The 13,221-nt window shown below is 73.0% G+C and carries 10 protein-coding genes; all 10 read right to left on the reverse strand.

All coding sequences use genetic code 11. From position 1 onward, the window contains the following. Positions 1–9: 9 nt before the first annotated feature. The 10 genes from DBP14_RS08455 to DBP14_RS08505 all read right to left on the reverse strand — a co-directional run bounded on the left by DBP14_RS08455 (position 10) and on the right by DBP14_RS08505 (position 13,125). Entirely contained in the window at positions 10–3,054 is a 3,045-nt protein-coding gene (locus tag DBP14_RS08455) for a helix-turn-helix transcriptional regulator (protein WP_206739229.1), read from the reverse strand. Positions 3,055–3,212: 158 nt separating this feature from the next. Next, positions 3,213–3,410, reverse strand: coding sequence for a hypothetical protein (locus tag DBP14_RS08460; RefSeq protein ID WP_129306402.1), 198 nt, complete (start codon positions 3,408–3,410; stop codon positions 3,213–3,215). A gap of 222 nt (positions 3,411–3,632) precedes the next feature. Beyond that, complete coding sequence (locus DBP14_RS08470) at positions 3,633–4,217, reverse strand: GNAT family protein (RefSeq protein ID WP_129306404.1); 585 nt, start codon at positions 4,215–4,217, stop codon at positions 3,633–3,635. Then, the gene (locus DBP14_RS08475) at positions 4,195–6,426 is read right to left on the reverse strand and encodes an MMPL family transporter (protein WP_129306405.1); all 2,232 of its coding nucleotides are present in this window, start codon (positions 6,424–6,426) and stop codon (positions 4,195–4,197) included. Before DBP14_RS08475 ends, DBP14_RS08470 begins: the two co-directional genes overlap by 23 nt. A gap of 222 nt (positions 6,427–6,648) precedes the next feature. Then, positions 6,649–7,020 (reverse strand): hypothetical protein, encoded by a 372-nt coding sequence (locus tag DBP14_RS08480; protein WP_129306406.1) that lies wholly within the window; start codon positions 7,018–7,020, stop codon positions 6,649–6,651. A gap of 102 nt (positions 7,021–7,122) precedes the next feature. Then, the gene (gatB, locus tag DBP14_RS08485; protein ID WP_129306407.1) at positions 7,123–8,637 is read right to left on the reverse strand and encodes an Asp-tRNA(Asn)/Glu-tRNA(Gln) amidotransferase subunit GatB; all 1,515 of its coding nucleotides are present in this window, start codon (positions 8,635–8,637) and stop codon (positions 7,123–7,125) included. 15 nt (positions 8,638–8,652) lie between these two features. Beyond that, the gene (locus DBP14_RS08490) at positions 8,653–8,895 is read right to left on the reverse strand and encodes a hypothetical protein (RefSeq protein ID WP_129306408.1); all 243 of its coding nucleotides are present in this window, start codon (positions 8,893–8,895) and stop codon (positions 8,653–8,655) included. Next, on the reverse strand, positions 8,892–10,391 hold the full coding sequence (gatA, locus tag DBP14_RS08495) for an Asp-tRNA(Asn)/Glu-tRNA(Gln) amidotransferase subunit GatA (protein WP_129306409.1): 1,500 nt from the start codon (positions 10,389–10,391) through the stop codon (positions 8,892–8,894). The genes DBP14_RS08490 and gatA overlap by 4 nt, the downstream gene beginning before the upstream one ends. Positions 10,392–10,397: 6 nt before the next feature. Next, complete coding sequence (gene gatC, locus DBP14_RS08500) at positions 10,398–10,694, reverse strand: Asp-tRNA(Asn)/Glu-tRNA(Gln) amidotransferase subunit GatC (protein ID WP_030231941.1); 297 nt, start codon at positions 10,692–10,694, stop codon at positions 10,398–10,400. Positions 10,695–10,851: 157 nt separating this feature from the next. Next, positions 10,852–13,125, reverse strand: a complete 2,274-nt coding sequence (locus DBP14_RS08505; protein ID WP_129306410.1) for a bifunctional diguanylate cyclase/phosphodiesterase — start codon at positions 13,123–13,125, stop codon at positions 10,852–10,854. Positions 13,126–13,221 lie beyond the last annotated feature (96 nt).

Raw genomic sequence — 13,221 nt, forward strand, 5'->3', positions numbered from 1 at the left:
CCGGGGCCATTATCCCGCGACCATGCGGTCTTCGGCCTCCTCGGGGAACAGTCCCAGCCGGTGGGCCGTGGCCGCGGCCTCGCCGCGGCCGGAGACGCCGAGCTTGGCGAGGATGTTGGAGACGTGCACGCTGGCCGTCTTCGGGGAGATGAAGAGTTCCTCGGCTATCTGGCGGTTGGTGCGGCCGGCCGAGACCAGGCGGAGGACGTCGCGTTCCCGGCTGGTGAGGCCCAGCGCCTCGGCCGGGTCGGCGGGGGCCGGGGTCCGGCGCGGGGCCGGGGTCAGGGGGAGGCGGGCCCGCTGGGCGAGACGGGTGACCGCCTCGGCGAGGGGGCGGGCGCCGAGGTGGCCGGCGACCGCTCCGGCCAGCCGGAGCAGTTCCACGGCCCGGTCGCGCTCGTCGTCGCCGCCCTCGGTGAGCAGGGCCTGGGCGAGGCGGTGCCGGACGCGGGCGAGGTCGTAGGGGCGGTCCAGGCATTCGAAGGCGCTGACCACGGGTGACCAGGTGTCGGCGGAGTCGGCTGCCTCGGCCCGCAGGAGTTCGGCGCGGGTCCAGCGGTCGTAGGCCTGCCAGAGGGGCACGCCGGTGGTGAGGGTCCGGGCGGCCCCGGCGACGCGCTCCAGGGTTTCCGCCCGGCCGGCGCCGGCGGCGGGCAGGGCGCGGGCGTCGGCCTCGGCGGTGGCGGCGGCCAGCAGCAGCGGCCAGCCGTACCGCTGGGTGCCGGGCGGGAAGCCGGCCTCCAGGGCGGCGGCCAGTTCGGCGCGGGCGTCGGGGAGCCGGCCTTCCGCGGCCGCGACGCCGACGGCGAGCCGGGCCAGCGGCAGCGCCTGCTGGGGCATCGGGTCGTGGGTGCCGTAGTGGGTGCGGGCGGTGGCGAGCTGGCGGGCGGACTCGGCGATGTCGCCGCGGGCCAGGGCGAGATGGGCCAGGCGCATCGCGCCGGCGCCCTGGGGTTTGGCGCTGTGGCCGACCCGCATCGCGTGAGCGGCGGCTTCGGCGGCCTCCTCCCACTCGCCGAGCGAGTACAGCGCCTCGGAGAGGTTGCCCCACACCCAGGCCTCGTCGGCCAGCAGGCCGTGGGCGCGCGTGAAGGAGAGGCCCTCGCGCAGGACCGGCACGGCCTCCCGGTCACGGCCGAGGCCCTGCAGCACGGAGGGCAGGTTGACGTAGGCGCGGCCCGCCACGTGGGCCACGCCCTCCGCCAGCGCGTGCTCCTTGACCAGACCCAGCTCGGCGAGGCCGGCCTCGATGTCGCCCGCCTCGACGGTGAGTCCGCCGAGGGTGAGCCGGGCGTTCAGCTCGGTCGCGCGGGCGCCGACCATGCGCGCGTACCGCACGGCCCGTTCGGCTGCGGCGAAGGCGTCGGGGCCGGGGCGGCGCAGCATGGACCAGTTGGCGACGTTGGCGAGGACCTCGGCGTGCACCTCGGACGGTGGCAGGCCGCGCACGAGGTCCTGGGCGGTGGCCAGTTCCCGCCAGCCGTCGCCGCGGGCCAGGGCCTGGACCAGGCGGGAGCGCTGGACGCCGAACCAGGCGGCGCGCAGGGGGTCGCCGTCGTCCTCCAGCAGCCGCAGCGCCCGCTTGGTGATCTTCAGGGCGCGTTCGCGTTCGCCGCCGAGCCGCCCGGCGACGGCGGCCTCCGCCATGATGTCCAGGTAGTCCAGCGGCATGGTGGCCGGGTCGCAGCCGCAGGGAGGATAGACCTCGGTGTAGTCGACGGGGCGCAGGGCGGAGCGGACCTCGTCGGGGGCGCTGTCCCACAGCTCCATCGCCCGTTCCAGCAGCCGGAGTTGTTCGGTGTAGGCGTGCCGGCGGCGGGCCACGACGGAGGCGTCGAGCACGGCGGGCAGGGCCTTGGCGGGGTCGTGCGCGTGGTACCAGTAGGTGGCCAGGCGCATCACGCGCGCGTCGGCCGGAACGAGCGCCGGGTCGGCCTGGAGGGCCTCGGCGTAGCGGCGGTTGAGGCGGGAGCGTTCGCCGGGCAGCAGGTCGTCGGCGACGGCCTCGCGGACCAGGGAGTGCCGGAAGCGGTAGCCGTCGCCGGCCGGGGCGACGGTGAGGATGTTGGCTCCGACGGCGGCCCGCAGGGCTTCGAGGAGGTCGTCCTCGGTGAGGCCGGCGACGGCGGCGATGAGCGGGTACTCCACGGTGGAGCCGCCCTCGGCGACGATCCGGACGACGCGCTGGGCGCTCTCGGACAGTGCCTCGACCCGGACCAGGAGCAGGTCGCGCAGGGAGTCGGTGAGGCCGGTGCGGCAGCCCTCGCAGGCGGCTACGGCGAGTTCCTCGACGAAGAAGGCGTTGCCGTCGGAGCGTTCGAAGATGTCGTCGACCTGGGCGGGGTCGGGCTCGGCGGCGAGGATCCCGGCGATCTGCCGGCCGACCTCGTCGCGGGTGAAGCGCTCCAGTTCGAGGCGGCGGATGGTGCGCAGCCGGTCGAGTTCGGCGAGGAGGGGGCGCAGGGGGTGGCGGCGGTGGATGTCGTCCGAGCGGTAGGTGGCGAGGACGAGGAGGCGGCCAGTGCGCAGGGTGCGGAAGAGGTAGGCGAGGAGGTGGCGGGTGGAGGCGTCGGCCCAGTGCAGGTCTTCCAGGGCGAGGACGACGGTGTGCTCGGCGGCCACCCGCTCCAGCAGCCGGGCGGTGAGCTCGAACAGGCGGGCCATGCCCTGTTCGTCGTGGCGGCTGGAGGTGGCCTCGCCCAGGTCGGGCAGCAGCCGGGCGAGTTCCTCCTCCTGGCCGGTGGCGGCGGCGGTGAACTCCTCGGGCAGCGAGTGCCGCAGGGCGCGCAGCGCGGTGGAGAAGGGGGCGAAGGGCAGCCCGTCGGCGCCGATCTCCACGCAGCCGCCGACGGCGACGACCGCCTTCGCGCGGCAGGCCGCGGTGGCGAACTCCTCCACGAGGCGGGTCTTGCCGACGCCGGCCTCCCCGCCCAGCAGCAGCGCCTGCGGCTCCCCCGCGGCGGCACGGGCGAGCGCGTCGTTCAGCGCGCCCAGTTCGCCGGTACGGCCGACGAACACGGGACTCACGGACCTGGTTTCCACGGGCCCGAGCATCGCACGAGGTCCGGCCGGTGTGGCAGCGGTTTTCCACAGGTCCGGTGCGATGGTCGTACGAACGGCCGGAAGGGTCGTACGACTCTCGGGGAGAGTCGTACGACCCCGGGACCTCGGGCGACCGACCCCCGTGCGGCCGCCCGTCGTCCGTCCGGCGCTCACGCGGTGCGCGGGAGCCGTAGCCGGCGTGGCCGGTCGGTATCGCCATGGCTCTCGGCGTGCGTCCCGTCCCGGCCGGCCGCCTCGGCGCGGCGGGCGGCGCGCCGCGACCGTACGGCCTCGCGTGCCAGGCTTTCCTCCCGCGCCGCGCGGCGCAGCTCGGCGGAACGCATCTCGTGCAGTTCGAACTCGAACATGTCAGGTCCTTCGGAAGAGGTGGGCTTCGCTTTCCGCGTCCGCCTCGGCTTCGTTCGCCTCGGCTTCGCGATGCCTCCACCTTCGTCTCCCAGGGGGGCCGGCCACATCGGGAGAGTTCCGCATCTTCGGGCGGCCGGCCCGGCTCCGGGGACGGATAAGGGGCCTTAGGTGATCCGTAAGGCACTTACGGATCACCTAAGGCCCCTGGGACCTGCGGTTCCTCAGCCCGTCGAGGGCACGTTCCGTGTGGTACGCGCGCGTGCCTCACGCCACTCGGGCGCCAGCACCGACCAGATCTCGGTGTCGTGCCGGACACCGCCGTGGAGGTGGTTCTCGCGGATCACCCCGTCCCGGGTCATGCCGAGGCGCCGGGCGACGTTGATGCTCGCCAGGTTCCCGGACGCGGCGTGCCACTCCACGCGGTGGATGCCGCGTTCCTCCACGGCCCAGTCGATGAGGACGCGCATGGCGCGGGTGATCAGGCCTCGGCCGGTCGCGGCGGGCTCCAGCCAGCAGCCGACCTCGCAGTTGCCCCGCTCGGCGTCGAAGTTCAGCGTCAGGACGCCACCGACGAGCTTTCCGTCCAGCCAGATGCCGTGGTGGGAGGCGCTGTCCGCGGCGCGCAGACCGGCGTACCGCTGGAGGGTCTCCCGGGCGGAGACCAGGTCCGTGGCCTGTGAGCCGAACGGGATGAACCGCCCGATGAACTCCCGGCCCCGGTCCAGGTGCGCCAGGAACTCCTCTGCGTGCCAGGGTTCCAGGAGCCGTAGCTCCGCGCCGTCGTCACCCAGGGATATCGCGTACATCGTGCCGCTGCTCCTCCCGCATGCGCGCCACCGTGACCTTGCCGAGCCTCTCATGGGCGGCACGGCACTCGGGCGGCTCGATGCTGATGCGCGGCAGGCGGCGCTCCATCCAGCGGGGCAGCCACCAGTTGGCGGAACCGAGCAGGTGCATCAGGGCCGGCACGAGCAGGGTGCGCAGCACGAACGCGTCGAGGGCCACGGCGGAGGCCAGCGCGATGCCGAACATGGCGATCACCCGGTCGCCGCTGAGCACGAAGGCGAGGAAGACGGAGATCATGATGACCGCGGCGGAGTTGATCACGCGGCTGGTCTCGGCGAGGCCCACGCGCACGGCACGCCGGTTGTCACCGGTCTCCAGCCACTCCTCGTACATCCGGCTGACCAGGAAGACCTGGTAGTCCATGGAGAGCCCGAAGAGCACCGAGACCATGATCACGGGCAGGAACGGCTCGATCGGGCCGGCGCGGCCGAGGCCGAGGAGTTCGCTGCCCCAGCCCCACTGGAACACGGCGACGACGATGCCGAAGGCGGCGGCGACGGCGGCGATGTTCATCACGGCGGCCTTCAGCGGGATGCCGAGCGACCGGAAGGCGATCAGCAGCAGCACGCAGCCGAGGCCGATGACCACGCCGACGAAGAGCGGCAGTTTGCCGACGATCACGGCCGCGAAGTCGTCGTAGCTCGCGGTGACCCCTCCGACGTGCACGTCCAGGGAGGTGCCGAGCTGGGCGCGCGGGAGGACCTCGGTGCGCAGCCGGTCGACGAGGTCGCTGGTCTGCCGTGACTGCGGGGCGGAGTCCGGGACGACGACGAGGTAGGCGGTGTCGCCGCCGGTGTCGTAGGCGACGGGGCTGACCGAGGAGACGCCCGGGGTGTCGCGCAGGGTGGTGTCGAGGTTGTCGAGGGCGAGCTTGTCACCGGCGCCATCTACGCGCGTCACCAGTGTCAGCGGACCGTTCACTCCCGGACCGAACCCCTGTGCGAGGAGGTCGTAGGCCTGGCGGGTGGTGGACGTCTTCGGGTCGTTGCCCTGGTCTGAGGTGCCCAGGTGCAGGGAGAAGGTCGGCACGGCCAGCACCGCGATGACCGCGACGGCGAGGGAGCCGAGCAGTTTGGGGTGACGCTCGACGAACGCCGACCAGCGGGCGGCGAGCCCGGTGGGCAGTTCGAGCTGCGGGCCGTGCTCGGCGAGCCGGCGCCGCTCGCGCCGGCTGAGGGCGCGCGGACCGATCCACGACAGCAGCGCGGGCAGCAGGGTCACGGCCGCGGCGACGGTGAGGACGACCGTCAGACAGGCGGCGACCGCGACGCCGTTGAGGAAGCTCAGGCGCAGTATGAGCATCCCGAGCAGGGCGATGCACACGGTCGCGCCCGCGAAGACCACCGCCCGCCCGGTGGTGGCGACGGCGTTCGTGGCGGCCTCGGTGACGCTCAGGCCGCGTTTCAGCCCGCGCCGGTGTCTGGTCACTATGAACAGCGCGTAGTCGATGCCCACGCCGAGCCCGATCAGCATGCCGAGCATGGGCGCGAAGTCGGCGACCGTCATGGCGTGCCCGAGCAGGCCGATCCCGGCGTAGGCGGTGCCGACGCCGACCAGCGCGGTGGCGATGGGCAGCAGGGACGCGGCGAGCGAGCCGAAGGCGAGGAACAGCACGACGGCGGCGACCGCGACGCCGACCACCTCGGCGGTGTGCCCGCGGGGGGACTCGGTGGACCCGACGGCGGTGCCGCCCAGTTCCACCCGCAGCCCGTCGTCCTCGGCGGCCTTGGCGGTGCGTACGACGGCCTCGGCCTCGGACGTGGGGATGTCCTCCGCCTGCTGGGTGAAGGTGACGGTGGCGTACGCCGTGTGGCTGTCGGGGCTGATCCGGTGGGCGCCCTGGCTGCCGTACGGCCCGGACACGGTGGCCACGCCCGGCAGTTCGGCGATGTCGTCGAGGGTGCGGGTCATGGTCTGTTCGACGTCGGCCGCGCGGACGGTGCCCGAGCCGGTGTGCCAGACGATGGTGTCGCCGTCCCCGCCGAGGTCGGGGAAGCCCTGCATGAGCAGCTGGTTCGCCCGGCCGGACTCGGTGCCGGGGACACCGTAGTCGTTCGAGTACGCCGAACCCGCCAGCGTGGCGGCCGCGGTGACGCCACCGAAGGCGACGAGCCACAGCAGAACCGTCATGAGACGATGCCGGACACACCAACGCGCGAGGGCTGCCACCGGACGTGCTCCCAGAAGCCGATTTGTGGATCTTTGACCGGGAACAGTCATCCATAAACTGAACAACCCGCAAAGAACGCATGAGCAAGCAGACACACTCTTGCAGGCGAAAGTGATCGTTTGCCGTATTCGTGGGCTTATTCACAAGAGTGCGAGGGACGTCACAGGACAGTTCCCCGAACTCTGTCGCCCCGGGGCTCACTTGCGGCGTGCCCGGCGCCCTCAGTCGAACTGGTCGCCGAGCGCCATGATCATGGTCCCGGCGATCAGCAGCCACAGCGCCCTGCGGGTACGGCCCCGGGCGCCGAGGACCGCGGCGCACGCGCAGACGGCGGCTCCGAGGGCGTAGGCGGCCGGTACGAGGGCGGGGTCGGAGCCGGTGGCCCGCAGCAGCGCGGCGGCGAGTCCGGCGAGGCAGAGCAGGCCTCCGGCGCCGGCGGCGGTCCACCGGGCCCGGCGGGCGTCGGTGATCTCGCCGGCTTCGTCGTCGCTCTCCTCGTCCGCGCGCCCGGCGGCGGGGACCTGCGCCTCGGCCGGGTCCTCCGGCCGCTCGGCTATGGCGGGTTCGAGGCCGGAAGGGGTACGTCCACTCATGGCGCGGGAGCGTAGCGGGTCCGGGGTCCGGGGGAACGCCGAGGGGGGACGTGCCGGGCTCGGCACGTCCCCCCTGGTGGGTCATCCGGACGTCATGCGGGCTCAGCCCTCGGAGACGCCCAGCTTCTCCAGGATGAGTTCCTTCACGCGGGCCGCGTCGGCCTGGCCGCGGGTCGCCTTCATGACCGCGCCGACCAGGGCGCCGACGGCGGCGACCTTGCCGCCGCGGATCTTGTCGGCGATGCCCGGGTTGCCGGCGATGGCCTCCTCGACGGCGGTGGTGAGCGCGCCCTCGTCGGAGACGACCTTCAGGCCGCGCTTGTCGACGACCTCGTCCGGGGTGCCCTCGCCCGCGAGGACGCCCTCGATGACCTGACGGGCCAGCTTGTCGTTCAGGTCACCCTTGACGACCAGCTCGGTGACCCGGGCGACCTGGGCCGGGGTGATCCCCAGCTCGTCCAGGGCCTTGCCCGACTCGTTGGCGCTGCGTGCCAGTTCGCCCATCCACCACTTGCGGGCGGAGGCCGCGTCGGCACCGGCGTCGATGGTGGCGACGATCGGGTCCAGCGCGCCGGCGTTCAGGATCGCCTGCATGTCGGTGGCGGAGATGCCCCACTCGGCGAGCAGCCGGGTACGGCGGGCCAGCGGCGGTTCCGGCAGGGCCGCGCGGATCTCCTCGACCCACGCGCGGGACGGCGCCACCGGGACGAGGTCGGGCTCAGGGAAGTACCGGTAGTCCTCGGCCTCCTCCTTCACGCGGCCCGAGGTCGTCGACCCGGTGTCCTCGTGGAAGTGGCGGGTCTCCTGGATGATCGTGCCGCCGGAGGACAGCACGGCCGCGTGCCGCTGGATCTCGAAGCGGGCCGCGCGCTCCACGGACCGCAGTGAGTTGACGTTCTTCGTCTCGGAGCGGGTGCCGAACTTCTCGGTGCCGTTCGGGCGCAGCGACAGGTTGACGTCGCAGCGCATCTGGCCCATCTCCATGCGGGCCTCGGACACGCCGAGGGCGCGGATGACCTCGCGCAGCTCACGGACGTACGCCTTGGCGACCTCGGGGGCGCGCTCGCCGGCGCCCTCGATCGGCTTGGTGACGATCTCGATGAGCGGGATGCCGGCGCGGTTGTAGTCCAGCAGGGAGTGGGACGCGCCGTGGATACGGCCCGTGGCGCCGCCGACGTGCGTCGACTTGCCGGTGTCCTCCTCCATGTGGGCGCGCTCGATCTGGACGCGGAAGGTCTCGCCGTCCTCCAGCTGTACGTCGAGGTAGCCGTCGAAGGCGATCGGCTCGTCGTACTGGGAGGTCTGGAAGTTCTTCGGCATGTCCGGATAGAAGTAGTTCTTCCGGGCGAAGCGGCACCACTCGGCGATCTCGCAGTTCAGCGCGAGACCGATCTTGATCGCCGACTCGACGCCGGTCGCGTTGACGACCGGGAGCGCGCCGGGCATGCCGAGGCAGACGGGGCAGGTCTGGGTGTTCGGGTCGGCGCCGAGCGCGGTCGAACAGCCGCAGAACATCTTCGTGCGGGTGCCGAGTTCGACATGGACCTCAAGGCCCATGACGGGGTCGTACGACGCCAGCGCGTCCTCGTACGACACCAGGTCGGTCGTGGTGGTCACGGTGAAACTTCCCTCTCAGCCCAGCAGGACGTCGTCGTCGCCCAGCCGCTTCAGCTCGCGGTAGAGGATGGCGAGGCCGGTGACGATGGCGGCGGCGGACACGGCCGCGTCGATCAGGCGCAGCGTGTCGCTCTCGGTGCGGGCCAGCTTGGCCTGCTTGGCGACGCTGACCGCACCGAACGCGGTGGTGGCCATGGACAGGTAGAGGCCGGACTTGGACTTCTTGAAGCCCTTGGCCTTCGACAGTGTCTTGCTCACAGCGACGGTGCCTCCTCCAGCAGCGGGTGGCCCCACTTTTCCACGAAGGCGGCCTCGACGGCGGCACCCACCTGGTAGAGCCGGTCGTCCTTGAGGGCCGGGGCGATGATCTGCAGGCCGACCGGGAGGTTGTCCTCCGGGGCGAGGCCGCAGGGCAGGGACATGGCCGCGTTGCCCGCCAGGTTGGTCGGGATGGTGCACAGGTCGGCGAGGTACATCGCCATCGGGTCGTCGGCGCGCTCGCCGATCGGGAAGGCGGTGGTGGGCGTGGTCGGGGAGACGATCACGTCGACCTGCTCGAACGCCTTCTCGAAGTCGCGCGTGATGAGCGTGCGGACCTTCTGCGCGGAGCCGTAGTAGGCGTCGTAGTAGCCGCTGGAGAGGGCGTACGTGCCGAGCATGATGCGCCGCTTCACCTCGGGGCCGAAGCCGGCCTCGCGGGTGAGGGAGGTGACCTCCTCGGCGGAGTGCGAGCCGTCGTCGCCGGTCCGCAGGCCGTAGCGCAGGCCGTCGAAGCGGGCGAGGTTGGAGGAGCACTCGGACGGCGCGATCAGGTAGTACGCCGACAGGGCGAGGTCGAAGGACGGGCAGTCCAGCTCGACGATCTCGGCGCCCAGCTCCTTGAGCAGCTCGACGGACTCGTCGAAGCGCTGGATGACGCCGGCCTGGTAGCCCTCGCCGCGGAACTGCTTGACGACGCCGACGCGCATGCCCTGGACGCTGCCGTTGCGGGCGGCCTCGACGACCGGCGGGACCGGGGCGTCGATGGAGGTGGAGTCCATCGGGTCGTGTCCGGCGATCACCTCGTGCAGGAGGGCCGCGTCCAGGACCGTACGGGCGCAGGGGCCGCCCTGGTCCAGGGAGGAGGAGAAGGCGACCATGCCGTACCGGGAGACCGCGCCGTACGTCGGCTTCACGCCGACCGTGCCGGTGACGGAGGCCGGCTGGCGGATGGAGCCGCCGGTGTCGGTGCCGATGGCCAGGGGCGCCTGGTAGGCGGCGAGCGCGGCGGAGGAGCCGCCGCCGGAGCCGCCGGGGATCCGGGTGAGGTCCCAGGGGTTGCCGGTCGGCCCGTAGGCGCTGTTCTCGGTGGAGGACCCCATGGCGAACTCGTCCATGTTGGTCTTGCCGAGGATGACGACGTCGGCGGCCTTCAGCCGCTTGGTGAGCGTCGCGTCGTACGGCGGGATCCAGCCTTCGAGGATCTTCGAGCCGACGGTCGTGGGCACGCCCTCGGTGGTGAAGATGTCCTTGAGCGCGAGGGGGACGCCGGCCAGCGGGCCGAGCTTCTCGCCGCGCGCCCGCTTCTCGTCCACGGCGCGGGCCTGGGCGAGGGCGCCCTCACGGTCGACGTGCAGGAAGGCGTGCACCTTCTCGTCGACGGCCTCGATCCGGGCGAGGTGTGCTTCGGTGACCTCTACGGCCGTCAGCTCGCCGGAGGCGATCCGCTCGGCGATCTGGGCCGCCGTGAGCTTGATGATGTTGCTGTCCGTCATGGCGGTTCAGTCCTCCCCCAGGATCTGCGGCACCTTGAAACGCTGCTGCTCCTGGGCCGGGGCGCCGGAGAGCGCCTGCTCGGGGGTGAGCGAGGGTCGGACCTCGTCCGGCCGCATGACGTTGGTCAGCGGGAGCGGGTGCGAGGTCGGCGGTACGTCTTGGTCGGCGACCTCGCTGACGCGGGCGACCGCGCCGATGATGTCGTCCAGCTGTCCCGCGAAGTGTTCGAGCTCTTCGGGCTTCAGCTCCAGACGCGCCAGCCGGGCGAGGTGGGCGACCTCCTCGCGCGTGATGCCAGGCATGCAGCGATCCTCTGGGTGAGTGTGTGTGGTTTGGGGCCAATCCTATGGGGCGGGGCGGCATGCCTGTGAAACGGTTTGGCGCGGCCCGCCGACGGGGCGGCACCACCCACGGAAAAGGGTGCCCTTGCAACAGACCCGAAACGGGCGGGTGGGAAAGCTATTCGGCGGCCGGAAGCGCGGCGCGCGGCCGCTGCCAGCCGCGCGACCCCCGGGCCAGCAGCCACGCAGTCGTCTCGTCGGCCGGCATCGCCGCGGCGACCAGCCAGCCCTGTACGGCGTCGCAGCCGAGGTCGCGCAGCCGCTCCCAGGTCTCGTCGTCCTCGACGCCCTCCGCTACGACGAGGAGGCCGAGCGAGTGGGCGAGGTCGACGGTGCAGCGCACGATCTCCGCGTCCTCGGTGTCCACGGCCAGCCGGGCCACGAAGGAGCGGTCGATCTTCAGCTCGCTGACGGGCAGCCGGCGCAGGTGCACCAGGGAGGAGTAGCCGGTGCCGAAGTCGTCGAGGGACATCTTCACGCCGTGCCCGGTCAGCCCGGCGAGGGTGTCCGCGGCCCGCTGCGGGTCCTCCAGCAGGACGTGCTCGGTGATCTCCAGCTGGAGCGCGCCCGCCGGGACGCCGTGCCGGGCCAGCCGGGCGGCGACGGACCCGGCGAAGCCCGGGGTGTGGACGTCGCGCGGGGAGACGTTGACCGCCACCGGCACCCGGAGCCCCTGCGCGCGCCAGCGGGCGACCTGCGCGAGGGCGGTGTCCAGCACGTACTCCGTGAGGTGGGGCATCAGCCCGGAGGACTCGGCGATGGCGATGAACTCGTCCGGCGGGACCTTGCCGCGCTCGGGGTGCACCCAGCGGACCAGGGCCTCCAGTCCGGCGACCTGGCCGTCGAAGCGGACCTTCGGCTGGTAGTGCAGCTGCACCTCGCGCGCGTCGAGGGCACGGCGCAGATCTCCGAGCAGGCCGAGCCGGTCGGGGGTGTTGGAGTCCCGCTTGGACTCGTAGACCTCCACGCCGGTACGGCCCTTCTTCGCCTGGTACATCGCGACGTCGGCGCGGCGCAGCAGGCCCTCGGCGTCGAGCGCGTGGTCGGGGAAGACGGCGACGCCCGCGCTGGCCTCCAGGACGAGGGTGAGTCCGTCGAGGTCGAGCGGTGAGCTGAGCGCGGCGACGATGCCGCGGGCGACGCGGGTGGCGGAGGTGGTGGAGTCGGCGACGGGCAGTAAGACGGCGAACTCGTCGCCGCCGAGCCGGGCGGCCTCCGCTCCCCGTGGCAGCGCGAGGCGGAGCCGGTCGGCGATCTGGAGCAGCAGCCGGTCACCGGCGAGGTGACCGAGTGTGTCGTTGACCGATCGGAACCGGTCGAGGTCGATCAGCATGAGGGCGGCGCGGGCGTCGATGCGTTCGGCGTCGTCGAGGGCGGTCCAGATGCGTTCCTGGAGCCACTGCCGGTTGGGCAGTCCGGTCAGCGGGTCGCGCAGTTGCTCCTCGGCGCGGGCCCGGGCCATCCACAGGGTGGAGTCGAGGGCGATCAGCGGGATCGCGAACAGCGGCAGCAGGACGGGCCGGGCGATGGCGACGACGCAGACGAGGGGCGCGATGCCGAGCAGGGCGGCGGCGATCAGGCCCTGCCGGACGACGGCGGTGCGGGCCACGGTGGGCAGGCCGCCGCCGGGCGGGGCCTGGAGGTACCACAGCAGGCCGCGGCTGACGGCGAGGTAGGCGAGGGCGACGAGGACGAACTCGGGGGCGGTGGCGAGGGTCCAGGTGTGCGGGTGCCAGGGCTTCTCGACGGTCGGCACGCGGCCGAAGGCGCCGAGGACAAGGGCGCCGGCGCCGATGCCGAGGATGTCCACGGCGCCGTGCAGGACGCCCTGCCGCCAGCGGCGCCGGCGGGCGATGCCGACCAGGACGACGACGGTGAGGCTGACCAGTCCGGCGGCGACCCAGCCGTAGAGGAGCAGGACGGCGAGGGTGAGGGCGGCGCCGGAGCCGGTGCCGCCCCACCAGCGGGCGCGGCCGAGCAGCACGAGGTGGCCGACGATGATGCCGGTGAGCAGGGCCAGCGACCAGCCGGCGGTGCCGCACGGGAAGAGGGCGTGGTGGCCGGCGACGGCCCGGTAGAAGCCGGCACCGAGGGCGCACGCGGCGGCGGCGACGACCGCCGCGGGGAGCGCGGGCCGGGGCAGCCGCCGCTGCGGCCCGGCGCCCGGGCCGGTCAGGGAGGGCGGCGGTTCGATGGCGAGAGGGGCCAAGGAATGCGCTTGCGGCGCCTGGACGGGTATGGACGGGTTCCCGTCCGTGCCGGACGTGCCCGACGTCCCGGAGGTGCCGGTGCGCGTACTCGCGCGTGCCGTCCGCCGGCTTCCCCGCCACGCGCCGACGCGGCGGCGCGGGGGCAGCGAGGAGTCCAGGGCGGCGCTCTCGGTCGGTTCCATTCCCGTCCCTCTCACAGCCGGCGGTGCCCACGCCACGCGGCCCGATGCCCGACAACCATCAGCGGCTCCGCGTTGGAAAACCCTTCCCCGGGCCCT

Source organism: Streptomyces sp. L2 (assembly GCF_004124325.1).
Taxonomy (GTDB): Bacteria; Actinomycetota; Actinomycetes; order Streptomycetales; family Streptomycetaceae; genus Streptomyces.

Excerpts from the sequence above, each read along its gene's own strand:
- DBP14_RS08505 (WP_129306410.1), bottom strand. The coding sequence starts at position 13,125 with ATGGAACCGACCGAGAGCGCCGCCCTGGACTCCTCGCTGCCCCCGCGC.
- DBP14_RS08455 (WP_206739229.1), bottom strand. The coding sequence starts at position 3,054 with ATGCTCGGGCCCGTGGAAACCAGGTCCGTGAGTCCCGTGTTCGTCGGC.
- gatC (WP_030231941.1), bottom strand. The coding sequence starts at position 10,694 with ATGCCTGGCATCACGCGCGAGGAGGTCGCCCACCTCGCCCGGCTGGCG.
- gatA (WP_129306409.1), bottom strand. The coding sequence starts at position 10,391 with ATGACGGACAGCAACATCATCAAGCTCACGGCGGCCCAGATCGCCGAG.
- DBP14_RS08480 (WP_129306406.1), bottom strand. The coding sequence starts at position 7,020 with ATGAGTGGACGTACCCCTTCCGGCCTCGAACCCGCCATAGCCGAGCGG.
- DBP14_RS08470 (WP_129306404.1), bottom strand. The coding sequence starts at position 4,217 with ATGTACGCGATATCCCTGGGTGACGACGGCGCGGAGCTACGGCTCCTG.
- DBP14_RS08460 (WP_129306402.1), bottom strand. The coding sequence starts at position 3,410 with ATGTTCGAGTTCGAACTGCACGAGATGCGTTCCGCCGAGCTGCGCCGC.